Origin of the sequence: Pseudomonas sp. UBA3153 (genome assembly GCF_002364635.1) — a bacterium.
GTDB classification, from domain to species: domain Bacteria; phylum Pseudomonadota; class Gammaproteobacteria; order Pseudomonadales; family Pseudomonadaceae; genus Pseudomonas_O; species Pseudomonas_O kuykendallii.
This window is the reverse complement of sequence record NZ_DEYR01000073.1, coordinates 76,580-101,388: the sequence shown is the minus strand read 5'-3', so window position 1 is coordinate 101,388 and position 24,809 is coordinate 76,580. Positions and strand designations below refer to the sequence as shown.

Below are 24,809 nucleotides of genomic sequence, written 5' to 3'. Positions count from 1 at the left end.
CCGAAGCCCAGCTGCGTCACCGCCTGCGCGGCGATCGCCGTGGCCAGGCGCAGGCTGCGTTCGGCCGGCCAGCCGCTGAGATGGCCATGCAGGGTGCCGGCGAGCAGCGAATCGCCGGCGCCGACGGTGCTGACCACCTCGACCTTCGGCGGGCGCGCCTGCAGGGCGATCTCCGGGCCGATCCAGCAGACCCCCTCGGCACCGCGCGACAGCAGCACATGCTCGATGCCCTGCCCGCGCAGGCGCAGGGCGGCGCGCTGCAGGTCGTCCAGCGAATCCGCCGAACCGCCGCAGGCCTCGGCCAGTTCGGTCTCGTTAGGCTTGATCATCCAGGGCGCGGCGGCCAGCCCGGCGCGCAGCGCGGGGCCGCTGCTGTCCAGCAGCAGCGGCACGCCACGGGCGCCGAGCGTGCGCAGCAACGCCGCGAACCACTCCGGCGTGACGCCCTGCGGCAGGCTGCCGGCCACCACCACGGCGTCGTGGCCGGCAGCGATCAGTTCGAGCTCCTCGAGCAATTCGGCCTGGTGCGCTTCGTCGACCTGCGGACCGGGCCCGTTGAGGTCGGTGACGCGCCCATCGGCCTCGGCCAGCTTGATGTTGCTGCGCGTTTCGCCCGGCACGCGAACGAAGGCGTCCACGAAGCCGCGCCGCGAGAACAGCGTCTCGAAGGCCGCCGCGTTGGCCGTGCCGAGAAAACCGGCGACGCTGACCTTGTGCCCCAGGTCGGCGAGCACCTGGGCGACGTTGAGGCCCTTGCCGGCGGCGTGGCTGGCGAAGCCCAGGCTGCGGTTCACCGCGCCGGGCTGCAGGCGATCCAGGCGCACGCTGAGATCCAGCGCCGGATTGAGGGTGATCGTCAGTACGCGTGCCATCAGAAGTGCTCCTCCACCAGCGCGCGCACGGCGGCGGCGCTTTCCAGGTTCAGCGCCTGCTGGGCGAAGAGCTGGCTGCGGGCGAAGTCCAGCTCGCGCACCCGCGCCTTGACCAGCGCGATGGAGCGCGCCGAGACACTCAGCTCGTCGACGCCCAGGCCGACCAGCACCGGCACCGCGTGGGTATCGCCGGCCAGCTCGCCACACACGCCGACCCACTTGCCGTGGGCATGCGCCGCCTCGACGGTCATCTGGATCAGCCGCAACACGGCCGGATGGAGCCCGTCGGCCTGCGCCGACAGCGTCGGATGGCCGCGGTCGATGGCCAGCGCGTACTGGGTCAGGTCGTTGGTGCCGATGCTGAAGAAGTCGACTTCGCGCGCCAGCACCGGGGCCAGCAGCGCCGCCGACGGCACCTCGACCATGATCCCCAGCTGCAGGTCGGCGACCGGGATTTCCTCGCGCAGGCGCAGCGCCATGTCACGGGCCGCGCGCCACTCCTCGACGAAACCGACCATCGGGAACATCACCCGCAGCGGGCGCCCCTCGGCGGAGGCGAACAGCGCGCGCAGCTGTGTTTCCAGCACCTCGGGGCGTTGCAGGCTGAGGCGGATGCCGCGCAGGCCGAGGAACGGGTTTTCCTCCGCCGGCAGCGGCCAGTACGGCAGCGGCTTGTCGCCGCCGACGTCGAGGGTGCGCACCACCAGCGGGCGACCGTCGAGGGCATCCAGCGCACGGCGGTATTCGATCTCCTGGCTGGCCTGGTCCGGCGCCGAGGCGTGCTGCATGAACACCAGCTCGGTGCGCAGCAGGCCGACGCCTTCGGCGCCCTGCTCCACTGCGGCGGCGGTATCGGCGGTGTCGCCGAGGTTGGCGGCGACCTCCACGGCGTGGCCGTCCAAGGTCACCGCCGGTTGCAGGCGCTCGGCGTCGGCGCGGGCCTGACGCTGGAGGCTGGCTTCGCGCTGACGCCGGGCGATCTCGACGGCCTGCGCATCCGGCGCCACGCGCAGGGTTCCGCGCTCGCCGTCCAGCAGCAGCGGCGTGTTCGGCGCCAGCGCGAGCACCGCCTCGCCGGCGCCGACTACCGCGGGAATGCCCAGCGCGCGGGCGATGATCGCCGAATGCGCGGTGGCGCCGCCGCGCGCGGTAAGGATGCCGGCAACACGGTCGCGATCCAGGCTGGCGACGTCCGAAGGCGCCACTTCGTCCATCACCAGGATGTAGGGTTGTTCAGGTTCGACCGGCGCCTCGACGCCCAGCAGGTGGCCGAGCACGCGCCGGCCGATGTCGCGCAGGTCCGCCGCGCGCTCCGCCAGCAGGGCGTCGTGCAGGGCTTCCTGGCGCTGCGCGGTGGCTTCGATCTCGCCGATCCAGGCCGCCTCGGCGCTGAGGCCCTCGTCGAGACGCACGCCAACGTCCTCGTGCAGGGCGGGGTCACGCAGCATCGCCTGGTGAGTGACGAAGATTTCGCGAATGCTGGCCCCGCTGCTGCGCTCCACCAGCGCCTGGATCTGCGCCACCACCTCGTCCAGCGCCTGCGCCAGACGCTGGCGCTCGACCGCCAGACCCTGGCCATGCTGCGGGAAATCCATCTTCAGCGGCACGCGCACCAGCGCCGGGCCGATAGCGATCCCGGGTGCGGCGGCGACCGCCTGGATGCGCGCACCGGCCGCCGGCGCCAGCGGCGGCGATACGTCGGCCGCCAACGACACCCGCGCCTCGATGCTGGGCGGCGGGGTGGAAGGCGTTTTCGGCAGCGGCTCGACCTCTTCGCCCAGCCCGGCACGCACCGCGGCCTCTACGGCGGGCAGCGCATCGGCGGCGATGGACGGATCGGCGATGAACTCCAGTTCCTGTCCACGGCGCGCGCCGAGGGCCAGCAGGCGGCTCAGGCTTTTTGCGGACACGCCGCGGCCGGGATCGCCGGGCAGGCGCACACGCACGTCGCCATCGAAGGACTGCGCCAGTTCGCTGAGCACCTTGGCCGGACGCGCATGCAGGCCGTGGGCGTTGGCCAGGACGATACGCCGCGACGGCCAGTCCACCGGCAGCTCGCCGCCAAGGGCTTCGAGCACGCTGCGGCTGGAGGTGGCCTGACTGAATTCATGCCCGCGCCCCTCGATCAGCAAGTCGCACAGGCGCTCGAGGGTCTGCCGCTGCGCCTCGCCACGGCTGGCCAGGCAAAACAGCCCAGCGAGCGGCTGGGCGTCATGCTGCAGCGGCGTTTGCGGGGTGACGAAAGCCAGTCCGGGGCGGCCGACGCCCTCCTCGCCGTGCAGCAGCCAGAGGCCGTCGCCGAGCGGCAGCGGTGGCTCGCGCAGCAGTCCGGCGGCGAATCCGGGACCGCCGCAGCCGGCCTTCTTCAGCAGGCGAATACCTTGCCAGGCCAGGTCGTCGGCATCCTCGGCGGCGAGTCCCAGGCCGACCAGTTGGCTGTCCAGCGCCAGCTCCTGCGGCGCGCCGCGCAGCAGGGCGACCAGCGCCTCGGCATCCGGCGCATCGCGCAGCGCCTCGCTGAGATCGCCCTCGCCGAGGGCGCGGGTGAGCATCTGCAGCAGTTGCAGGTGTTCGTCGGAGCGCGCGGCAATGGCGATGGCTAGGTAGACGCGCTGGCCATTGCCCCAGTCGACGCCCGAGGGAAACTGCATCAGGCGCACCCCGGTGCTGATCACCTGATCGCGGGTGTCCGGCGTACCGTGGGGAATCGCGATGCCCTGCCCGAGATACGTCGAGCCCTGCGCTTCGCGCGCCTGCATGCCCGCCAGATAGCCGGGCATCACCAGGCCATCCGCGACCAGCGTGTCGGCCAGGTTGCGCAGCGCGGCCTGCTTGTCCGGTGCGCGTTGCTGCATCTGGATGTGCGCGGCATTCAATTCGAGCATGTACGGGTCCTCTACGACGGCCAATGTCAGACAGGCCGCCTGCTGAATCGTTTCATCAAGGGTTGGCACGTTACCCCAGAATGGGTGTAGCTTTGAAGCCCGGCCCACCCAGCAGTATTGACCACAAGGACCCCGCCCACCGTGAAACTCAGCGATGTCGCCCGCCTGGCCGAGGTGTCCGTGACCACCGCCAGCTACGTGATCAACGGCCAGGCGGTACAGCGCAGAATCAGCGCCGCCACCGTGGCGCGGGTGCGCGAGGTGGTCGAGCGCTACGGTTATCGTCCCGACCAGCAGGCCGCCGGCCTGCGCCGCGGCCAGAGCCGCTGCCTGGGATTGATCATTCCGGACCTGGAAAATCCCAGCTACGCGCGCACCGCCAAGTTCCTCGAACAGTGCGCGCGGGCGGTTGGCTACCAGTTGCTGATCGCCAGCTCGGACGACGAGCCGGACAGCGAGCGCCAGCTGGTCGAACTGTTCCGTTCGCGGCGTTGCGACGCGCTGGTGGTCGCCAGTTGCCTGCCGCAGGACGACCCGACCTACGCGCAACTGGTCGACGCCGGCCTGCCGGTAATCGCCCTCGACCGCGCGCTCGACCTACGGCACATTCGCTCGGTGGTCAGCGACGACCGGCAGGCCGGCGTATTGCTCACCCGCAGCCTGCTGGAGTCATTGCCCACACACGTGGTGCTGATCGGCGCGCGCCCCGAGCTGCCCATCAGCCAGGCGCGCGAGGCGGGATTTCGCGAGGGCCTGGACGGTTTCGCCGGCAAGCTGAGCGTGTTGCACGGCGCGGAGTTCAGCCGCGCGTGCGGGTGTGAGCAGATGCAGGCGCTGCTGCGCGACGGGCCGATGCCGGACGCGCTGATCACCACCGCCTACGTGCTGCTGGAAGGCGTGCTGGAGGCGCTGCAGCACGACTCGCCGGACGTACCGCCGCCGCGCCTGGCGACCTTCGGCGACACCCGCTTGCTGGACTTCCTGCCGCTGCGGGTCAATGCGATCTCGCAGCAGCACGAGCGGCTCGCCGAGCGGATTCTGCACTGGGCGCTCCAGGCCATCGAGCACGGCGCCTACCAACCGGGCCTGGAAGCGATCCCGAGGGTGTTGAAGCAGCGCAGCCTCGGCGAAGGCGACCGCTGATGCGACTCATCGACACTCACAATCACCTGGACTTCCCGCCGTTCGACGACGATCGTGCCGCCGTGCTCGAACGCGCCCGTGCCCGCGGCGTCGAGCGCCAGGTGATCATCGGCGTCTACCAGGCGCACTGGCAGCGCCTCTGGGATCTGGTAGGCCGCGAGCCGGGCCTGTACGCGACCCTGGGGCTGCACCCCGCCTTCCTGCACAGGCACCGCCCGGAGCACCTCGGCGAACTGCGCGACTGGCTGCAGCGCCTGGCCGGCGACGACCGGCTCTGCGCGATCGGCGAAGTGGGGCTGGATTACTACATAGAAAACCCGGACAAACCGCGCCAGCAGGAACTCTTCGAGGCGCAGCTGGAGCTGGCCTACGAGTTCGAGCGGCCGGTGCTGCTGCACGTGCGCCGCGCCCACGCCGCGGTGGTGGCCACGCTCAAGCGCCTCCGGCCGGCACGCGGCGGCATCGCCCACGCCTTCAGCGGCAGTTACGAGGAAGCCCGCGAGTACATCAGGCTGGGATTCAGGCTCGGCCTGGGCGGCGCCGGCACCTGGCCGCAGGCGCTGCGCATGCACAAGGTGCTGCGCCAGTTGCCGCTGGACAGCATCGTGCTGGAAACCGACGCCCCGGACATCACCCCGCACGCCCACGCCGGCGAGCGCAACAGCCCGGAATTCCTCCCGGACATCTGCGTGGCGCTGGCGGAAATCAGAGGTGTCAGCCCCGAGGAACTGGCCGCGGCGAGCTATCGCAACAGCTGCGAACTGTTCGGCTGGAAACCCTGACGACAGGGCCGGCGCTGCCTGCGTCGGCCCTGCCGCCCTCGCCCGCTAGACCCTGAAGGCGCCTATCAGCTGCTTGAGGTCGCCGACCAGCTCGGACAACTCGCGGCTGGCGAGCTCGGTCTTGCTCGCGCCTTCGGCGGTGCGCTCGCCGGCCTGGTTGATCTGCACGATGTTCTGATCGATATCGTGGGCCACGGCGGTCTGCTGCTCCGCCGCCGCGGCGATCTGCTGGTTCTGATCGACGATCATGCCCACCGCGCCGAGGATGTTCTCCAGCGCGCGCTGCACGCGGCCGGACTCATCCACGGTGCCGTCGGCCATGCGGTGGCTGGCACTCATCGCCTTCACCGCCGCGCCAACTCCGCCCTGCAGCCGGGCGATCATCTGCTCGATCTCCTCGGTGGACTGCTGGGTGCGCTTTGCGAGGTTGCGTACCTCGTCGGCGACCACCGCGAAGCCGCGCCCCTGCTCGCCCGCCCGCGCCGCCTCGATGGCGGCATTCAGCGCCAGCAGGTTGGTCTGCTCGGCGATGCCCTTGATCACATCCAGCACGCGGCTGATCGACTGGCTGTCGCTGGCCAACTGGTTGATCACCAGTACCGACTGATCGATCTCGCCGGCGAGGCGCTGGATGCTGCCGACCTGGGATTCGACCAGTTCGCGCCCGCTGACGGTTTCCTCGTTGACGCTGTGGGCGCTGTCCACCGCCGCGGCGGCGCTGCGCGCGACCTCCTGGGCGGTGGCCGACATCTGGTTCATCGCCGTGGCGACCTGCTCGATCTGGCTGCGCTGCCCCGCCACCGCCTGGTTGCTTTCGCCGGACACCACTTCCACGCGATCGGCCTGGCGCTCGACTTCCACGACGGTCAGCCCGACCCGCTGGATCAGGTCGTGAATCTTCACCACGGTGCCGTTGAACACCTGGCCCAGCTCGCCCAGCTCGTCGGAGGTCTGCGCCTTGAAACTGGCGGTCATGTCACCGGAGGCCACCTTGTCCATCACCCGGCCTAGGCTTTTGAGCGTGCTGCGCGTGGACACGTAGAAGCCGCCGTAGAGGTAGCCGATCAGCAGGAACACCGCGATCAGCGCCACCACCAGCAGCACCATCTGCCGGCGATGCTCGGCCAGGCGCTGCTGCAGCTCGCTCTCGAGAAAGCCCAGCGCTGCATTGCTCAACTGGTACGACTTGGCCATCTGCGCGCTGAGGTCTTCGTAATATTCCGGCCACGGCGTATCGAGGGTATCGGCCACGGTGATCTTGTCTTCGATCAGCGTGCTGGACTCCTTCAGGCTGCCACGACTCGCCTGCGCCAACCCCTGAAGGGCCGCGCGCGCCCCGGTACTGGTGGACAGCGCGTTTTCCAGCGCCACGGCGTATTCGCCGTCGAGCTTTTCCAGGACCGCGATCAGGTCGTCCATGCGGTTGCTGGCAGCCGAGTTGAGGAAGCCCAGCCCGAGGGAGTAGCTGCCGGTGGCGCGGGCCGCGCCCAGGGTATCGGTGACTTTCAGCGTGGAGGTGGTGACCAGTTCGGTGAGTTGGCGCACCGAGCGGTCCGGGTCCTGGCTCAGCCCCGCATCGGAGGCGACGAAGGCGATGAAGGCCTGCACGCGCCCGAGCTGCTGGTCGACCAGCGCCGACTTGTTCTGCAACGAGGTTTCCGCCTGGGCGGACTTCAAGCCGGCCAGCAGCTCATCGCGTTTGGCGTTGAAGTCCTCGACCTGCTGGGTGGTTCCACCCGCCGACTGCAGCGCGCCGATGGTTTCCACCAAGGTGTCCTGCAACTGGCTGATGCGCCGCTCGACATCGCCCGCGTTGCCGGACTGGCCGATCAGCGAATTGATTTCGACGAGGTTGCTCAGCGACTCGGTGTCGCGCTGGATGTTGAGGGTCCTGCCCAGCAGGTCGAGGCTGTCCAGCTCGATGCGGGTACCGATGAACTGATCATAGGAGTCGCGCACCAGATAGAAGTTGGTGACGAGCATCGGCAGGAAGAACATCACGCTGATCAGGCTGAACTTCATCGCGAAACTCAGCCGGCTCATCAGGGCGATCGCCGGGTACAGAATGGTCTTCAATCGAATTCTCCCGATTATTTTTATGGTCGGCGGAGAAACAGCAGTTTTCGCTGAATGGGCGCAGCAGCTACCCAGGCACTTTCAGGGGCGCAGCCGGCAGCCGCGGAGCCTGTATACCTGATATCGGCGTTGCGATTTGTAACTTAAGGTTAAGCGTTTTGCCATCATTCACCAGACGCAGGTTGCATCTCGTAACCGGGCTCACAGGAGCAGCGCGCGGATCGCCAGGGCGGCATACCAAAGCACGGCCGAACGCACCAGCAGTTGCCAGAGAAGATCGAGGCTGGCGACGCCTGGGTCGCCGACCAGCGGCTCGCCGAGATCGCCCGCCGCCCGCCCCGCTCGCTCCAGCAACTGCTCGGCAGGAAGGTTCCAGTTGAGCAGCTCGTGCAGCAGTTCACGGCTGACGGCGATGAAATTTCCGACCAGCGCGAAACTGGCCACCAGCACCCGTGCGGGGACGAAATCGAGGCCGTGGCGCAGCTGCAAGGCACGCTCACGCAGCGCCGGGCCTTGCGCCTGCTCGGCGAGCAGCGCCACCAGCCGGTAACCGAGCGCCGCCAACGGTCCCAGCAGCGCGTACCAGAAGATCACCGCGAAGAAACCCTGATAGCCCTGCCACAACAGGTAGCGCTGCACGCGCCGCAGCAGCGAACCCGGCTCGCAGGCCTCGATGCCCATGTCGCGCTCGGCCACCAGCTCCGCCGCTACGGCGTCGCCACGGCGCCAGGCATCACGGAACGGGCCGCAGGACTTCTGCACGTCGCCGCGCCCCAGGCTGTAGATCAGCACCAGCAGATGCACCGGCAGAGCCAGCCATCCATAGGCGAGCGGTTGCAGGATCAGCAGCACCAGCGCCAGGACCAGCAACGGCGGCAGGACCAGCAGGATCAGCCGCAGCCACGGCGCGCCCGCGTCGGTGCCGGAGTCGATCCGCGCCAGCAGCCTGAACCAGAGGCCATCGCGTTGGATGCGGTGGCGCAAGCCGGACAGCTTTTCCACCAGCAGCGCGAGCAGCAGTACCAGAAAGCTCATTGCGTTGACTCCTCTGTCAGTGCCGCGCGCAGCCGCGGCCAGTCGAAGGCGCCGCCGGGGTCGGTCTTGCGGCCGGGCGCGATGTCGCTGTGGCCGACGATGCACTCGGGGCGGATGGCCGGATAGGCCCGTCGCAGCTCACCGGTCAGCGTCGCCAGCGCGGCGTACTGGGCGTCGCTGTAGGCCAGGTCGTCGGTGCCTTCGAGTTCGATGCCGAGGGAGAAATCATTGCAGTTCTCGCGCCCCTCGAAGCGCGACACTCCGGCATGCCAGGCCCGGTCGCGGCAGGATACGAACTGGAACACCGCGCCATCGCGCTCGATGAGGAAGTGCGCGGAAACCGTCAGGGAGCAGATATCGGCGAAGTAGGGATGCTCGTCCGCGACCAACTGATTGGCGAAGAACTGCTGCACCTTGCCGGTTCCGAACTGGCCCGGCGGCAAGCTGATGTTGTGAATGACCAGCAGGGATATTTCGCCGGACGGGCGAGCGTTGAAGTTGGGCGAAGGGCAATGCCGGACGCCTTCGAACCAGCCGCTGTGCGGATCCAGGTGCATGGGGGTCTCCTCGACGAGTCGCCACTCTAGAGCAGGCTCCAGACCCACGCAAAGCCTGGCGCTTGGAAGCGCCTCGCGCATGGCCAACGGCCAGAAATGCAAAAGCCCGGAAGAATCGCACCGTTCGGAGAGCCTCTCCCTGGGTGCCCCTCATCCGGGCCTTGATTCAAGCGCGAGGAAACTAAGCGCCCTTGAGCCGCCGCAGGTTGCCGATCACCGACTCCAGCGCCCGGTCGAACAGCAGGGCGTCGTCCAGCAGACGTACCGCGCCACGACGGAACTCGACGGCCAGGCCCATCCGCGTCTTCTCCAGCACCTTCATGCCGGTACGGTTGACGAAGATGTACTTGCCGGTCGGCTTGATGATCGCGGCCAGCTTGCAGCGCAGCTTATGGTCGGAGTCTTCCTGGATTTCCACCCAGCTACCCACCCGCAGGTTGTCCACCTGCTGAAAGGCTTCGTCGTGGTCGGGCAGGATCATCTCCGGCTCCGGCGCCCGGGTTTCGCCCGGCGCCAGCAGCACGATCTCTTCGACCACTTCGACCATCTGCGGCAGTTCGGCGAGGATCAGGTCCTCCTCCGCGTCGTCCTGGGCCGCCGCATCGAGGTCGAGAATGTTGTGCTCGCCCTCTGCCAGCGCGCTTTCCCGCTCGCCTTCACCTTCCGGCTCCGGCCGCTTGAAGCGCTGGAACGCCTGGACGTGCAGGGCTTCCAGCTGGCTGAAAAACTCGCCGGTGGAGAACGGGTCGAATGCGGCGCTGGTCAGCCCGTCGCGCAGCGACTTGAGCAGCCCCGGGACCAGCTCGAGCAGGCGCAGGCGGTCTTCGGGCTCCTCGTGGGATTCGACGCTCCAGATCAGGTCGTCCATGGTCGACAGAACGGCCTTCCACTCTTCGGACTCGCCGCCGCTCTTCAGGTAGGTGAGCAGCATGACCTTGCTCCATGCCTCCTGCAGCAAGCGCACCACGACCTCCGGCAGGGTCCTGCCAAGCAGCCGGTCGTTCAGCGCGCGCTCGACCTGATGACGCGCCAGCTCGGCACGCACACGTCCTTCCTCGGCATCGCGAGTGCGCTGCTCAAGCAGGTCGCTGCGGCGGCGCTCGTCACCGGTAAAGGCGATGAACTCGGAAAGCAGCTCGGAAAAGATCACCGGATCATCGGTGAAGTCGTTCAGCAGGCGCTGCACGATGCTCTCGATCTTCTGGTACAGGCTGTCGCGCTGGGCGTCATCTTGGTCGCCCCAGCCGAGCGACGCGGATGCGATCTCGTTGAGCAGCCGACGCGCCGGGTGGCTGCCGCGGCTGAAGAAGGTCTTGTCCAGCACGGCGACCTTGAGCATCGGGATCTGCAGGCGCGCGATCAGCGCCTTCAGCGAATCGGGAAGGGTGCGGTCGTCGAGGATGAATTCGAAGAGCATCGAAACCAGGTTGATGACGTCCTCGTCCACCTCGCCAACCACCCGCGCCCGGCCACTCTTGGCACTGGCCCGGCTGAGCAATTGCTCGAGCTGTTGGCGCAGGTCGAACTCATCGGTCGCCTGCTGCGCCGGCTGTTGGTGCTGCAGGTGCGAAAGCAGGCGTGTCAGGTCGTGACTGGAAATCGGCATCGCGTCCGCGGGCACTTCGCGGTGGTAGCTGATGCTGCCGCGAGTCTGCGAAAGCAGTTCCTGGAGCACGCCGAACGCCTCCTGAACATCGCCGGAGAACCCTTCGCCGCTGGTGAACGGGCGCGCATCGCCGTCGGCCAGATAGCCACGACTGGACGAACCACGGGTTTGCTGGCGGCGTTGCTGCGAGGCGTTCTTCAGATCCGGCAACACGCCAGCGGCCACCAGCGAATCGTTGGCCTCGACATAGAGCTCATCGAGACTGCTCAGCACGTACTTCTCGAACAGCTTGAGGACGATCAGCTTGACGCGGATTTCCACGCCGAGGCTGCGGCAGGCGTCGAGGAAGAACTCGCACAGCGCCGCGGGCCCCAACGGATTGGTCTTGTCCTCGAGCTTCTTGCTGACCTGAGTATTCAAACGCGTCGTCAGGTGCCCGAGCGGCCGACTGGCGCGGCTGATGACCTTGGCCACCATCGTGTCGATCGCCACGGACTCTTCCAGTTCATCGTTCTGCACGAGCGTGAGGCTGTCGAAAGACACCGAATCGAGTTGCGGCGCCTTGCCGATTTCATACTGATTGAGATTGGCAAAGGCCGCGAAGAGCTTCTCCAGAAAGCCCCGCTCGATGCTCTTTCGCTTCAGACGAAGGTCCCGCATGGCCTCGAAGAAGGAATTCTGCTCGGCATTGCTGGTAGCCCGGTCGGCCATCTCGAACAGCGTGTCGTCGGCGTTATCGAACAACGCCTGCAGCGCGACCTTCAGCTGCTGCGCAGACTTGTCGCGGACCTTGGCGAGCGCGAACGGCAACCGCCCTGCGGACTGCGAGGCCTCAGGTAGGGTCTTGCCGAGTTGTACTACCTTCGCGTCGTTCTTCATTACGTCTCTCCTGCGGACAAGGCACCTGTGGGTGCGCATTTGCCCGGCGTGGAACTGGCGTCATCCGTAACGTCAATCTCATGGCGTCAATGTAACAACAGCTTATCGACACCAGGTGACGCAACCAAGCACCGTCTTCTCAGATACGGACCTCTGTCACAGATGTAAGCTGTTTACAGCTGGACGGCAATCTTTATACGACCATTGAAATACAAAAAAATGCCGTAAGGTCATGCACATAGTCCGCATCGCTCCGCGCCCCCTATAATCCGGCCATTCCCGCACCGGAGCCACCCATGCCGAACCTCGTCCTCGCCGATCTCACCGCCGAAATCGAAGCCAACGCGCGACGCGCACTGAGTGAAGACATCGGCAATGGCGACATCACTGCACAGTTGATCCCTGCCGAACGTATGGCACATGCGACCATCATCACCCGCGAAGACGCCGTCATCGCCGGCAGCGCCTGGGTCGACGCGGTCTTTCGCCTGGTCGATCCGCGCGTCGCCGTACATTGGCAGGTCAGCGACGGGGAACGCGTCCAACCCAACCAGGCGCTCTTCCATCTCGAAGGTCCCGCCCGCGCGCTGCTCAGCGGCGAACGCAGCGCGTTGAACTTCCTCCAGGCCCTCTCCGCCGTAGCCACCCGCTGCCGCGCCTATGCCGACATGGTCGCCGGCACCCAGGTCAAGTTGCTGGATACCCGCAAGACGCTTCCGGGCCTACGCCTGGCGCAGAAGTACGCCGTCACCTGCGGCGGCTGCCATAACCACCGTATCGGCCTTTACGATGCGTTCTTGATCAAGGAAAACCACATCGCCGCCTGCGGAGGAATCGCCGCCGCCATTTCCGCCGCGCACAAGATCGCCCCGGGCAAACCGGTGGAAATAGAAGTGGAAAACCTGGAAGAACTGAAGGAAGCGCTCGATGCCGGTGCCGACATCGTCATGCTCGACGAACTCAGCCTGGACGACATGCGCACCGCGGTACGCCTCACCGATGGCAAAGCCAAGCTCGAAGCCTCGGGCGGCATCAACGACACCACCTTGCGCGCAATCGCCGAAACCGGAGTCGACTACATCTCCCTCGGCACGCTGACCAAGGACATCAAAGCCGTCGACCTGTCGATGCGCCTGAGCCTGTAATCCAAACCACAGAAACGACAAAGCCCCGCTATGCGGGGCTTTGCAGAGTGACTGGTGCCGGAGACAGGAATCGAACCTGCGACCTTCGCGTTACGAGTGCGCTGCTCTACCTACTGAGCTACACCGGCAGCGGGCGCGAAATTAGCACTGTCGGAATTTATATTCAATCTCGGCAGGCCTGCCGTAAGCGAAGCCGGGTAGCGTGACGCCCTTCTCTGCATAGCCAGCTGACAATCACTTCGGTTGCTCAGGGATGTACTTATCCAGAACCTTCGCTACGAGCGCGCGATCGATTCCAGGCTGCCGGAGTACCTCCCGGCGGATTGCCGCCGCATCTCCCAGGTAGTTTTTGGCAACAGCGTCCGCCAACACCGCCAACTCTTCCCATCCGCCTGTTATTGCGACCACCTGCATCCGCCGCAAAACAGTCAAGTTGACGGGCCGCCAGTCCATCATTTGTTTGGTGAATGGGTCCTGATACGCCAACTCAGAAGCCATTATCGGAATATTGGTGATCTGCAAAAGCCCAATTTCCCTCCCCCAGAGCGAGTCCTCGGCTGCAACCCGAAGATCAAAGGCGCCGAGTTGATCGATTGGTCCAGAGTTGTAAACAAGAGACTTTTTATAAATGTCTGCCGTACTCAAGGAGACCATGGCCCATAGCCCGAGAACCCCAGCAGCAGCCACCCCGCGGACCACCGGACCAATAGCCAAGACGCGATCCTGACAAAAAATCGGCAGCAACACGAAAACCAGAAAAACCGCGAAGTGGATGTCCCATAAGGCAAATTCGAGCATTGCATTGACAGCAAACGCCCCACCAATGGACAGCACCAGCCATTTCTCGGGGCTAGTTTGAAGACGCGCAACGCGATAAATGGCGAATCCTGCGAAGGCAATCGCAGCTAGAAACGCAACCACGCCCAGCTCGGCACCAAGCTGCAAAAACAAGTTATGACAATGAGTGGCAAAAGAGCCCTCCGCCACAGCCCAGGGATAATGGACACCCATCCAGAAACCGCGCTGCCCGTAGTTTCCGAAGCCCACGCCCAAGAGTGGGTTATCGATCATCATCGTCAGCGCTTTCCGCCACTCCGATAACCTGAAGCTTACCGCCGTGTAATCACGCGCTACTTGCACAGTCGACTGGCGGCCAACGTAGCCAAGGTCGTAAAGAAAAGACTGAAGATAGGAGTCGACCTGAAAATACAGCGGCACACCTAACAGCAATAGGAAAAAAGCGAAAGCCAACCCTTTCAACTGACGCGAGCCCACGCCTAAACCTACAAACTTGCAAAGGACCAGGAAACTGAAAAACGTATAGAGCAGTGCTGCCCTCGACCCACTCCCGGCTATTACGAAACCGAAAAGAACTGACAATACACAAAGAAAACCCAAAGAAATCAGACGAGAAAGGTACAGATAGATCGCCGACACAAAACCGAAGAATACGCACAACGCCAGCAGATTAGACTGTGCAACCAGACCCGTCATACGAAACGATGCAGGCAGCATCCACCGCCCCAACGTGTCATGCATCAACCCATAGTGCAGAATTATTGCCGCCAGCGCCTGAAGCACCGCGCCTGCCAGAACTACTCCAGCCAGCAAAACATAGTAATTTTCAACACTGCGACTGAGGCGACAGGCTAAAAACCCGGAGAGTAGTACCACTAACGCATAGAGAGATAAGGCCCGAGAGTCAGCGGCGCCACCACCTCCGAGAATCGAAAGAAAAACAAGCAGGAAAAGAAAGACAGCCAGTATCGATAAAAAATTTGGATATTTAAGCCTGCCATTGACGGCAACCAGAAACACAAAGCCCAGAGCAACCATCGACGAAGAAAAGAAATAGCTTGGCAAATCAGCGAATGGAAATACATGAAAGAAAAAAAGGAAAGGCAAAGCCAGGAAAGAAAACAACAGTGGGACTACAAAAAATCTACTCACCAGACCCTCTCATCCTTCAGACATAAAAAAGGCCGAGCAAGCTCAGCCTTTTTTTGGTGTGACAACGCTTAGCGACATTCAGCCGGACGATACTTCTCGTTAAGCGGGTTCGAAGCACCACCAGCACAGGTCCACTTGATTGCATCGGTAGGAATAGTTCCCACCGCCAGTGCAGTACCTCCAGCACCGTATCTAGGGGTGAGCGCCAAGGTGCCAGCGCCCGCCTTGGAGGTGTAAGTAATGGTGATCACACCCGTTTCCGAGGTCACGATCACAGAAGTCACATTGGGAGTAGCCGCAGGCTCGGACCACCCAGAGGCGAAGCTCGAACTACCATTCGCCGCGTTTTCAGCAACAGTAGTCTTCGCGGCAGACGCCAGGCTCAAGCCCTCGGTAACGCGGGCACGTACGGTGTAATCCTGATACGCCGGCAGAGCAACGGCTGCCAGAATGCCGATGATCGCAACGACGATCATCAGCTCGATAAGGGTGAAGCCTTTTTGAGCGTTCATAGATAAATGTCCTTAGTTGTCAGGCCTTGAAGCCTGATCAAGCTACAGCAGCTTCCATGCCAAAACGCACAGGCTTACTTTCAGCTGGTTTGGGCGCCTTCCGGCCTTGAATACCCACCCACAATGTCCGAACCTGACATTTTTTGTCATCACCTGCTCTCCAATTTGGCAGCCCCCCCCTCTTGCGCTATAAGGGCAGCATTATCGCGAGGCGCTCATGAACGATACCGTCAACCTCTCCGGCCTGGCCAAGCAGATGGTGCTGGCTGAAATACTCACCGAAAAAACTGCACAGCAAGCCCAGCAACAGGCGCTACGCAACAAGCTGTCTCTGGTGACGTATGTCGTGCAGAACAAACTGGCCAAAAGCCGCGACGTCGCCGAACTCGCAGCCGAGCAATTCGGCATATCCCTCTTCGATATAGCCTCAATAGACAGGGAAGGCCAACCCAAAGAACTGGTGAGTGAAAAGCTCGTTCGCCAGCACCGCGCGCTTCCCTTGTGGAGACGGGGCAACAAACTCTTCGTGGCGGTTTCAGATCCGTCCAACCACCAGGCAATCACGGATATCCAGTTCAGTACCGGACTGACCACGGAAGCCATCCTGGTAGAAGACGACAAGCTGGGCGACGCGATCGAAAAGTCTTTTGAGTCTGCCAGCAGTGGACTCGACGGCCTCGCCGACATGGACATGGAAGCGCTGGATATAGAGAGCGCCAGCGACGACAAACCCATCAGCGACGGTAATGATGCTGATGACGCTCCGGTTGTTCGTTTCGTCAACAAGATGCTGCTGGACGCGATCAAGGGCGGTTCATCCGACCTGCACTTCGAACCCTACGAGAAGACCTATCGGGTACGGCTACGCACCGACGGCATCCTGCATGAGGCCGCGCGCCCGCCGATTCAGTTGGCCAGCCGGATTTCGGCACGCCTCAAGGTCATGGCAGGCCTGGACATTTCCGAGCGCCGCAAGCCCCAGGACGGCCGGATCAAGATGCGTATCTCCAAGACCAAGGCCATCGATTTCCGGGTGAACACGCTGCCCACGCTGTGGGGCGAAAAGATCGTGATGCGGATACTCGATCCGACCAGTGCACAGATGGGTATCGACGCGCTTGGATACGAGGAAGAACAGAAAGAGCTGTATCTGAAAGCTCTGAGTCAACCACAGGGCATGATTCTGGTAACGGGCCCAACGGGGTCAGGCAAGACGGTTTCCCTGTATACCGGGATCAACATTCTCAATACCGTTGACATCAATATCTCCACCGCGGAAGACCCGGTGGAAATCAACCTCGAAGGCATCAACCAGGTCAACGTCAATCCCCGCCAAGGGATGGACTTCGCTCAGGCACTGCGTGCATTCCTTCGCCAGGACCCTGACGTAATCATGGTCGGCGAGATCCGCGATCTGGAAACGGCCGAGATCGCCATCAAGGCCGCGCAGACCGGACACATGGTGATGTCCACGCTACACACCAACAGCGCCGCGGAAACCCTCACTCGACTGCGCAACATGGGCGTGGCCGCCTTCAACATCGCCACCTCGGTCAACCTGATCATCGCTCAACGCTTGGCCCGCAAGCTCTGCCCCGTCTGCAAGAAGGAAGTGGAAGTACCGCGAGACACGCTGATTGCGGAAGGCTTTCCGGAAGACAAGATCGGCACCTTCAAGATCTATGCGCCAGTGGGTTGCGACAATTGCAAGCACGGCTACAAGGGCCGTGTCGGTATTTATGAAGTGGTTAAAAACACGCCATCCTTGCAGCGAATTATCATGGAGGAAGGCAACTCCATCGATATTGCCGCGCAGATGCGTGAAGACGGCTTCAACGACCTGCGCACCTCGGGCCTGCACAAGGCCATGCAAGGCGTGACCAGCCTTGAGGAAGTCAACCGCGTGACCAAGGATTAATCATGGCGCAGAAAGCAATCAAGACCAGCCTGTTCAGCTGGGAAGGCATGGACAGGAAGGGTACCAAGGTCAAAGGCGAGCTGAGCGGAGTAAATCCGGCGCTGGTGAAAGCGCAACTTCGCAAACAGGGCATCAATCCTACCAAGGTAAGAAAAAAAGGGTTTTCCTTCGGCTCTGGCAAAAAAATCAAACCGATGGATATCGCACTGTTCACGCGCCAGATGGCAACGATGATGAAAGCGGGGGTTCCACTACTCTCCTCTTTCGACATCATCGGCGATGGCAACGACAACCCGAACATGCGGAAGCTGATCGACGAGATAAAGCAGGAAGTAGCAGCGGGCAACAGCTTCGCAAACTCCCTACGGAAAAAACCTCAATACTTTGACGACCTTTACTGCAACTTGGTGGATTCGGGCGAGCAGTCTGGCGCGTTGGAAACCCTGCTTGACCGAGTCGCGACCTATAAAGAAAAAACCGAGCTTTTGAAGAAAAAGATCAAAAAAGCAATGAACTACCCCATCGCGGTGGTAGTGGTTGCCGTCATAGTAACTGCCATCCTTCTGATAAAGGTGGTCCCTCAATTCGAGTCCGTGTTTGAGAACTTCGGCGCAGAACTACCCGCATTCACCCAGATGGTGATCGGACTATCGCGCGCCCTTCAAGAATGGTGGTTCCTGGTTCTTATTGCCCTTCTCGGCGCTGGCTTCGCCCTTAAGGAAGCACATAAACGCTCGCAGAAATTTCGCGATAACGTTGACCGCGGAGTACTAAAGCTACCCATAGTAGGAGACATTCTTTACAAGTCAGCCATAGCTCGCTATGCGCGCACCCTAGCCACGACCTTCGCTGCCGGCGTTCCGCTGGTCGATGCTCTGGACTCCGTTTCCGGCGCAACCGGCAACGTGGTGTTCAAAAATGCGGTGAACAAGGTAAAAGCCGACGTCTCTACCGGCATGCAGCTCAACTTCGCCATGCGTACCACAGGTGTGTTTCCGGCGATGGCTGTTCAGATGACCGCCATTGGCGAAGAGTCCGGCGCGCTTGATTCGATGCTGGACAAGGTTGCGACCTTCTACGAAGAGGAGGTCGACAACAAGGTCGACGGCCTGACAGCGCTCATGGAACCCATGATCATGGCCGTGCTGGGCGTGCTGGTAGGTGGCTTGATCATTGCGATGTATTTGCCGATCTTCCAACTGGGCTCCGTCGTCTGATGCCGTTGCTCGACTTCCTGGCCAGCCATGCGCTGGCCTTTGTTTTGTGTGCCGGGGTGTTGGGGCTGCTGGTGGGCAGCTTTCTCAACGTAGTGGTTTATCGCCTGCCCGTGATGCTGGAGCGGGAGTGGAAGGCACAGGCCCGGGAAATCCTGGAATTGCCCACCGAAACGCCACAAAAACCCTTCAACCTCGTGCTGCCGAACTCCCACTGCCCTCACTGCGCGCATGAAATAAAGGCCTGGGAAAACATTCCGCTGCTCAGTTATCTGGCGCTGGGCGGAAAGTGTTCTAGCTGCAAATCGCCGATCAGCAAGCGCTACCCCCTGGTGGAGTTGGCTTGCGGTCTACTGTCGGGCTACGTGGCGTGGCACTTCGGACTGTCCTGGCAAACCGGCGGGATGTTGCTGCTGACCTGGGGCCTGCTGGCGATGAGCCTGATCGATGCCGATCACCAGCTCCTTCCGGACGTGATCGTTCTGCCCTTGCTGTGGCTGGGCCTCATCGCGAACAACTACGGACTCTTCGCGAACGCAACGGATGCGCTCTGGGGCGCAATTGCCGGGTACCTGAGCCTGTGGTCGGTGTATTGGCTGTTCAAGCTCGTCACCGGCAAGGAAGGGATGGGCTACGGAGACTTCAAACTGCTGGCGATGCTGGGCGCCTGGGGTGGCTGGCAGATACTGCCGCTGACCATTCTCCTGTCGTCGCTGGTGGGCGCCATTCTTGGCATCATCACGCTGCGCCTGCGCAAGTCCGAGGCCAGTACACCGATTCCCTTTGGTCCGTATCTCGCGATTGCCGGTTGGATTGCCCTGCTCTGGGGTGATCAAATAACGGCCTCCTATCTGCAATTCGCCGGGTTCCGATGACTTCCCCGCTCTCCCTGGTTCTCTTCAAGGCCATGTCCACCTACGATGACGAAGTACGCCACGCAAAGGCGCCCGCCCTTGCCCTACGTGCCTTCGACCACGCCACGGCAGCCCGATGAAACCCTGGATCCTCGGACTTACCGGCGGAATCGGTAGCGGCAAGAGTGCGGTGGCCGAGCATTTCGTCGACCTGGGCGTCCACCTGATCGACGCCGACCACGTCGCACGCTGGGTCGTGGAGCCTGGGCGCCCCGCGCTGGCACGAATCGCCGAGCATTTTGGCCCGACCGTTCTGCAGGCCGACGGAACACTGGACCGCGGCGCGCTGCGCTCAAGGGTTTTCCAGGACGCCGAGCAGCGACGCTGGCTGGAGAGCCTGTTGCATCCGCTGATCGGCGAGGAGATCGTCAGCTATCTCGCGCAGGCCAAGTCGCCCTACGCGATCCTGGTTTCGCCCCTGCTGATCGAGTCCGGCCAACACCGTCTTACCCAACGGGTGCTGGTCGTGGATGCGCCCGAACAGCTGCAACTGCAGCGCACCATGAGCCGGGACAAGGCGTCCGAAGAGCAGGTCCGCGCCATTCTTCAGGCCCAGGCTCATCGCGAAGAGCGACTGCGCCACGCGGACGACGTACTGATCAACGACAGAGATCTGCCCTGGCTGCGCTCGGAAGTCGAGCGTCTGCACCATTTTTACCTGACATTGCGCGGAGGCCAGCCATGAGCAACCCGATGACCGTCGAATGCCCCACCTGCGGAGCGCCCGTCGAGTGGAGTGCGAAGAGCCCGTCGCGCCCGTTCTGCTCGGAGCGCTGCAAGCTCATCGACTTGGGCGCATGGGCATCCGAGGAGCATGCGATCCCCGGAGACCAGGTGGATGACGAGCTGTTTTCCGGGGAATTGCCGCCGAGAGCGCATTGAGTCCCGCGGGATACCGCCGAAAGGCAGCCGTCGATCGCAAGCGGAAACCTCTCGGGCAGCGGGTCTCCCCTAGTCCAGCCAGACCAGGCTGGCGAAGCGACCGGTAGGGTTGGCGCGGCGGTAGGAGTAGAAGCGCGGATCGCTGAAGGTACAGAAGCCGCCGCCATACACCGCGGTCACGCCACGGGCAGCCAGGCGGATACGCGCCAACTGGTAGATGTCGGCGATGTAGCGCCCGGCGTTGGCGCTCGGCACGAAGGCCCGCTCGGCCTCGCCGTGAGTCCCGATGAACGCGTCGCGAACTTCGGCCCCCACTTCGAATACCTGCGCGCCGATCGCAGGACCGAGCCAGACCAGCAAGGCCTCCCCCTCCACCTCGAGCGCATCCAGCGTCGCCTCCAGCACGCCGCCAGCCAGGCCTCGCCAGCCGGCGTGAGCCGCTGCCACGCGACTGCCAGCGCGGTCGCAGAAGAGCACCGGCAGGCAGTCGGCGGTAAGCACGGCGCAGGCCAAGCCGCGGCGGGCGGTCCAGCAGGCGTCGGCACGGTGGACGGTCTGCAGGTCGGCCTCGACCGCACGCACCGAATGCACCTGGGACAACCAGGCCGGCGCGCAGCCCAGCGTTTGGCTCAAAACATCGCGGTTCGCGGCGACCGCGGACGGATCGTCGCCGACGTGATCGCCGAGGTTGAAGCCGTCATACGGGGGAAGACTGAAGCCGCCGGAGCGGGTGGTGACGCAGGCACGAACGCCGGCGGGTGCCGGCCAATCGGGGAGCAGCCAGTCGTTCAGACGAACGCCTCGTTGTCCTGGCGCAGCAGGGTCAGCAGCCAGACCAGATCGTCGGGCATTGGCGACTCCCACTTCATGCGCTTGCCAGTGACCGGATGATCCAGCTCGAGAAAGCGCGCGTGCAGGGCCTGACGGGGAAACTGCTTGAGAGTTTCCACCAGGGTGGCGCTGGCGGCCGGCGGAATGCGGAAGCGGCCGGCGTACACCGGATCGCCCACCAGCGGGAAACCGACGTGGGTCATGTGCACGCGGATCTGGTGAGTGCGCCCGGTTTCCAGCTTGATGCGGGCATGCGTGTGCGAGCGGAAGCGCTCCAGCACGCGGTAGTGACTGACCGCCGGCTTGCCACCGTCGATCACCGCCATGCGCTGACGCTGCGCGGAGCTGCGTCCGATCGGAGCATCGATCTTCCCGCCGGAAGTGATCACGCCGATGACGATGGCCTCGTAGATGCGGCTGACGCTGCGCGCCTGCAGCTGCGCGACCAGTTTGGTCTGCGCCTCGAGCGTCTTGGCGACCACCATCAGGCCGGTGGTGTCCTTGTCCAGGCGATGGACGATGCCGGCACGCGGTACGTTCACCAGGTCCGGCGCATGGTGCAGCAGCGCATTGAGCAGCGTGCCATCGGCGTGCCCGGCCGCCGGGTGAACGACCAGGCCGGAGGGCTTGTCCAGCACCAGCAGATGCTCATCCTCGTAGACGATGTTCAGCGCGATGTCCTGCGCCACCCAGTCGCCCTGAGCTTCCTGCTCGGCGTTGAGTTCGAGCACGGCGCCGCCGTAAACGATGTCCCGCGGACGTAGCACACCGCCGTCTACGGTGAGCGAGCCGTCCTTGATCCAGGCGGAAAGGCGCGAACGCGAATGTTCGGGAAAGACCTGGGCCGCGACCTGATCGAGACGTTGCCCGCCGAGTTCGGTGGGGACCGAAGCGTGCAGTTGGATGGCTTGCTTGCTGATAGGAGACATGCTCGGAAAGGCAGGGCGTAGCCTTTGGTTCGGCTGCGCGCTTGTGGTTAAATACGGCGTCTTTGCCCCGGCACAACCGGGGCGTCCACTATAACAGGACGGCCGCGCACGAGACAGCCAGCCGTCACAGGGACGCAAGCCGATATGCAAGTGAAACACCTGCTGCTGATCGCCACCCTCGCCCTCACCGCAGCCTGTTCCTCGAACAAGGAAGTGGTCGACGAGAATCTGAGCGAGGCCGAGCTGTACCAGCAGGCCCAGGAAGCCCTCAGCGATAACAGCTACAACAGTGCAATCGCCAAACTCAAGGCCCTGGAGTCACGCTACCCGTTCGGCCGCTATGCCGAGCAGGCGCAGTTGGAGCTGATCTACGCCAACTACAAGAACGTCGAGCCGGAAGCCGCCAAGTCCTCGGCGGAACGCTTCATTCGTCTGCACCCGCAGCACCCGAACGTCGACTACGCCTATTACCTCAAGGGCTTGGCCTCGTTCGACCAGGATCGCGGCCTGCTGGCGCGCTTCCTGCCGCTGGACATGACCAAGCGTGACCCCGGCGCCGCGCGCGATTCGTACAACGAGTTCGCCCAACTGACCAGCCGCTACCCGAACAGCCGCTACGCGCCCGACGCCAAGCAGCGCATGATTTACCTGCGCAACCTGCTGGCCGCCTACGAAGTGCACGTCGCCCACTATTACCTGACCCGCGAGGCCTACGTGGCCGCCGCCAACCGCGGCCGTTACGTGGTGGAGAACTTCCAGGAAACCCCTTCGGTAGGCGATGGCCTGGCGATCATGGTCGAGTCCTACCAGCGCCTCGGCCTGGACGACCTGGCTGCCACCAGCCTGGAAACCCTGAAGCTGAACTATCCGGACAACGCCAGCCTGGTCGATGGCAAGTTCGTGCCGCGCGAAGAGGAGGCCGACAACCGCTCCTGGCTGGCCAAGGCCACCCTCGGCTTCATCGAAAGCGACACGCCGCTGCCGCCGGGCGAGACCCGCGCCAGCCAGGACGTGATCAAGCAGTACGAGGACGCCCAGGAATCGATTCCGCAGGAACTGATCAACCAGGACGGTGCCGATGCAAAAGCCCCTGAAGCCGAGGCGCCGAAGAAGCGCTCCTGGTTCAGCCGCCTGACCTTCGGCCTGTTCGACTGAGTCGACTGCGCTGAGAAAAAAAAGGGCCCGCGAGGGCCCTTTTTCTTTTCCTGTCATTAGCGCCCGGACTGCCGGACGCAGACTCTCGCGGAGCAGCGGTGCCCTGGGTTTTCCCGCCGGCGAGATCGCCCGTGCCCCTCGGCCTCAGTGATCGTGATGCAGGTAGCTCGCCTGCTTCGGCAGGCGCAGGCTGACGAAGAAGGTCAGTACCAGCATGCCCGACACGTACCAGTAGAACGTCTCCTCCATGCCGATGCTCTTCAGGCCGAGGGCGACGTATTCCGCCGAACCACCGAACAGGGCGTTGGCCACCGCGTAGGACAGGCCGACGCCGAGCGCGCGGATTTCCGCGGGGAACATCTCGGCCTTCACCAGACCGGCGATCGAGGTGTACAGGCTGACGATGGCCATCGCCAGGATGATCAGGCCGAACGCCGCGAACGGGCTGCTGACTTCCTTAAGCGCGGTCAGGATCGGATAGGTGCAGAGCGCTCCGAGGGCGCCGAACCAGAGCATCGAGGCGCGCCGGCCGATCCTGTCCGACAGCATGCCGAACAGCGGTTGCATCAGCATGTAGACGAACAATGCGAAGGTCATCACGGCGCTGGCGGTCTTCGCGCTCATGCCGCTGGTATTGACCAGGTACTTCTGCATGTATGTGGTGAACGTGTAGAAGATCAGCGAGCCCCCGGCGGTGTAGCCAAGCACGGTGAAGAACGCTGCCTTGTGGTGCCGGAACAATTCGCCGAGGGTGCCGGCCTCCTTGCGCCCCAGGTCTTCGGTCTTCGCCGTTTCATTCAGCGAGCGGCGCAGGTACAGCGAGATCAGTGCCGCCAGCGCGCCAACCACGAAGGGGATCCGCCAGCCCCAGGCCCGCAGTTCATCCTCGCTCAGCACCTGCTGGAGAATCACCACCACCAGCACGGCGAGCAACTGGCCGCCGATCAGGGTGACGTACTGGAACGAGGAAAAGAAACCACGTTGCCCGCGCAGCGCCACCTCGCTCATGTAGGTCGCGGTGGTACCGTACTCGCCGCCTACCGACAGCCCCTGGAACAGGCGCGCCAGCAGCAGCAGGAAGGGCGCGAGCGCGCCAATGGTCTCGTAGGTCGGCAGGCAGGCGACCACCAGCGAGCCGCCGCACATCATCAGCACCGAGATCATCATCGAGGTCTTGCGCCCGCGTTTGTCGGCGATGCGGCCGAACAGCCAGCCGCCGATGGGACGCATCAGGAAGCCCGCGGCGAACACCCCGGCGGTGTTCAGCAACTGAACCGTGGGGTCGTCCTTGGGAAAGAAGGCCTGGGCGAAGTAGATCGCGCAGAAGGCGTAGACATAGAAGTCGAACCATTCGACCAGGTTGCCGGACGAGGCGCCGACGATGGCGAAAATGCGCTTGCGGCGCTCCTCTGATGAGTAATGCGGGGTGTCGGTCATCGGGAAGTCTCTTTGCGAGAGTGTTCTTACCCTGACCTGTAACGGGATATGTCGTTCAACGCAGAAGTGGACGTACGGTCCGCAGCG

20 protein-coding genes, 1 tRNA gene and 1 pseudogene are annotated in these 24,809 nt (G+C 63.7%); 9 read left to right on the top strand and 13 right to left on the bottom strand.

Annotated elements, in window-relative coordinates; genetic code table 11:
• Together pfkB and ptsP are read right to left on the bottom strand one after the other, a co-directional pair.
• Positions 1-872, bottom strand: an 872-nt coding sequence (gene pfkB, locus B2X67_RS16755) for a 1-phosphofructokinase (protein WP_286786176.1), incomplete at its 3' end; no start/stop codon positions are given.
• Positions 872-3,757, bottom strand: coding sequence for a phosphoenolpyruvate--protein phosphotransferase (ptsP, locus tag B2X67_RS16750; protein ID WP_286786175.1), 2,886 nt, complete (start codon positions 3,755-3,757; stop codon positions 872-874). The genes pfkB and ptsP, both read right to left, overlap by 1 nt.
• Positions 3,758-3,898: 141 nt before the next feature.
• Here ptsP and cra point away from each other — a divergent pair, with 141 nt between their 5' ends.
• The gene (gene cra, locus B2X67_RS16745) at positions 3,899-4,900 is read left to right on the top strand and encodes a catabolite repressor/activator (protein ID WP_286786174.1); all 1,002 of its coding nucleotides are present in this window, start codon (positions 3,899-3,901) and stop codon (positions 4,898-4,900) included.
• A complete protein-coding gene (locus B2X67_RS16740; protein ID WP_286786173.1) occupies positions 4,900-5,682 on the top strand; it encodes a TatD family hydrolase in 783 nt (260 codons plus the stop codon). Before cra ends, B2X67_RS16740 begins: the two co-directional genes overlap by 1 nt.
• Positions 5,683-5,727: 45 nt before the next feature.
• On the opposite strand, the gene B2X67_RS20900 is transcribed toward B2X67_RS16740, so the two are convergent.
• The 5 genes and pseudogenes from B2X67_RS20900 to B2X67_RS16720 form a co-directional block, all read right to left on the bottom strand.
• Positions 5,728-6,432 (bottom strand): methyl-accepting chemotaxis protein, encoded by a 705-nt coding sequence (locus B2X67_RS20900; RefSeq protein ID WP_414704011.1) that lies wholly within the window; start codon positions 6,430-6,432, stop codon positions 5,728-5,730.
• Between the two features lie 153 nt (positions 6,433-6,585).
• Positions 6,586-6,789 (bottom strand): annotated as a pseudogene (locus B2X67_RS20895) (HAMP domain-containing protein); the annotation flags it as partial.
• Positions 6,790-7,959: 1,170 nt separating this feature from the next.
• Positions 7,960-8,793: a regulatory signaling modulator protein AmpE gene (ampE, locus tag B2X67_RS16730; RefSeq protein ID WP_286786171.1), complete on the bottom strand. Its 834-nt coding sequence runs from the start codon at positions 8,791-8,793 to the stop codon at positions 7,960-7,962.
• Positions 8,790-9,350 carry a 1,6-anhydro-N-acetylmuramyl-L-alanine amidase AmpD gene (ampD, locus tag B2X67_RS16725; protein ID WP_286786170.1) on the bottom strand — a complete coding sequence of 187 codons (561 nt, stop codon included), beginning with the start codon at positions 9,348-9,350 and terminating at the stop codon, positions 8,790-8,792. The genes ampE and ampD overlap by 4 nt, the downstream gene beginning before the upstream one ends.
• Positions 9,351-9,531: 181 nt before the next feature.
• Positions 9,532-11,835 (bottom strand): DUF1631 domain-containing protein, encoded by a 2,304-nt coding sequence (locus B2X67_RS16720; protein ID WP_282343165.1) that lies wholly within the window; start codon positions 11,833-11,835, stop codon positions 9,532-9,534.
• Positions 11,836-12,131: 296 nt separating this feature from the next.
• Here B2X67_RS16720 and nadC point away from each other — a divergent pair, with 296 nt between their 5' ends.
• Positions 12,132-12,980: a carboxylating nicotinate-nucleotide diphosphorylase gene (gene nadC / locus B2X67_RS16715; protein ID WP_286786169.1), complete on the top strand. Its 849-nt coding sequence runs from the start codon at positions 12,132-12,134 to the stop codon at positions 12,978-12,980.
• 52 nt (positions 12,981-13,032) lie between these two features.
• Here the strand turns inward: nadC and B2X67_RS16710 are convergent.
• The 3 genes from B2X67_RS16710 to B2X67_RS16700 all read right to left on the bottom strand — a co-directional run bounded on the left by B2X67_RS16710 (position 13,033) and on the right by B2X67_RS16700 (position 15,442).
• Positions 13,033-13,108: transfer RNA gene (locus B2X67_RS16710), tRNA-Thr, on the bottom strand.
• A 106-nt stretch (positions 13,109-13,214) separates the two neighbouring features.
• Complete coding sequence (locus tag B2X67_RS16705) at positions 13,215-14,930, bottom strand: O-antigen ligase family protein (protein WP_286786168.1); 1,716 nt, start codon at positions 14,928-14,930, stop codon at positions 13,215-13,217.
• Between the two features lie 68 nt (positions 14,931-14,998).
• Positions 14,999-15,442, bottom strand: coding sequence for a pilin (locus tag B2X67_RS16700; RefSeq protein WP_286786167.1), 444 nt, complete (start codon positions 15,440-15,442; stop codon positions 14,999-15,001).
• Between the two features lie 217 nt (positions 15,443-15,659).
• Here B2X67_RS16700 and pilB point away from each other — a divergent pair, with 217 nt between their 5' ends.
• The 5 genes from pilB to yacG all read left to right on the top strand — a co-directional run bounded on the left by pilB (position 15,660) and on the right by yacG (position 20,370).
• Positions 15,660-17,360 carry a type IV-A pilus assembly ATPase PilB gene (pilB, locus tag B2X67_RS16695; protein WP_286786166.1) on the top strand — a complete coding sequence of 567 codons (1,701 nt, stop codon included), beginning with the start codon at positions 15,660-15,662 and terminating at the stop codon, positions 17,358-17,360.
• Between the two features lie 2 nt (positions 17,361-17,362).
• Positions 17,363-18,577, top strand: a complete 1,215-nt coding sequence (locus B2X67_RS16690) for a type II secretion system F family protein (RefSeq protein WP_286786165.1) — start codon at positions 17,363-17,365, stop codon at positions 18,575-18,577.
• Entirely contained in the window at positions 18,577-19,449 is an 873-nt protein-coding gene (locus B2X67_RS16685; RefSeq protein ID WP_286786164.1) for a prepilin peptidase, read from the top strand. The genes B2X67_RS16690 and B2X67_RS16685 overlap by 1 nt, the downstream gene beginning before the upstream one ends.
• A gap of 115 nt (positions 19,450-19,564) precedes the next feature.
• Positions 19,565-20,173, top strand: a complete 609-nt coding sequence (coaE, locus tag B2X67_RS16680) for a dephospho-CoA kinase (RefSeq protein ID WP_282343023.1) — start codon at positions 19,565-19,567, stop codon at positions 20,171-20,173.
• Positions 20,170-20,370: a DNA gyrase inhibitor YacG gene (gene yacG, locus B2X67_RS16675; RefSeq protein WP_273232391.1), complete on the top strand. Its 201-nt coding sequence runs from the start codon at positions 20,170-20,172 to the stop codon at positions 20,368-20,370. Before coaE ends, yacG begins: the two co-directional genes overlap by 4 nt.
• Positions 20,371-20,439: 69 nt before the next feature.
• On the opposite strand, the gene pgeF is transcribed toward yacG, so the two are convergent.
• Positions 20,440-21,162: a peptidoglycan editing factor PgeF gene (gene pgeF / locus B2X67_RS16670; RefSeq protein WP_286786178.1), complete on the bottom strand. Its 723-nt coding sequence runs from the start codon at positions 21,160-21,162 to the stop codon at positions 20,440-20,442.
• On the bottom strand, positions 21,159-22,130 hold the full coding sequence (rluD, locus tag B2X67_RS16665) for a 23S rRNA pseudouridine(1911/1915/1917) synthase RluD (protein ID WP_286786163.1): 972 nt from the start codon (positions 22,128-22,130) through the stop codon (positions 21,159-21,161). Before rluD ends, pgeF begins: the two co-directional genes overlap by 4 nt.
• A 144-nt stretch (positions 22,131-22,274) precedes the next feature.
• Between rluD and B2X67_RS16660 the strand changes: the two genes are divergently transcribed.
• Positions 22,275-23,285, top strand: coding sequence for an outer membrane protein assembly factor BamD (locus tag B2X67_RS16660; RefSeq protein ID WP_286786162.1), 1,011 nt, complete (start codon positions 22,275-22,277; stop codon positions 23,283-23,285).
• A 144-nt stretch (positions 23,286-23,429) separates the two neighbouring features.
• Here B2X67_RS16660 and B2X67_RS16655 read toward each other — a convergent pair whose 3' ends face one another.
• Positions 23,430-24,722, bottom strand: a complete 1,293-nt coding sequence (locus B2X67_RS16655) for an MFS family transporter (protein WP_286786161.1) — start codon at positions 24,720-24,722, stop codon at positions 23,430-23,432.
• Positions 24,723-24,809: the final 87 nt, after the last annotated feature.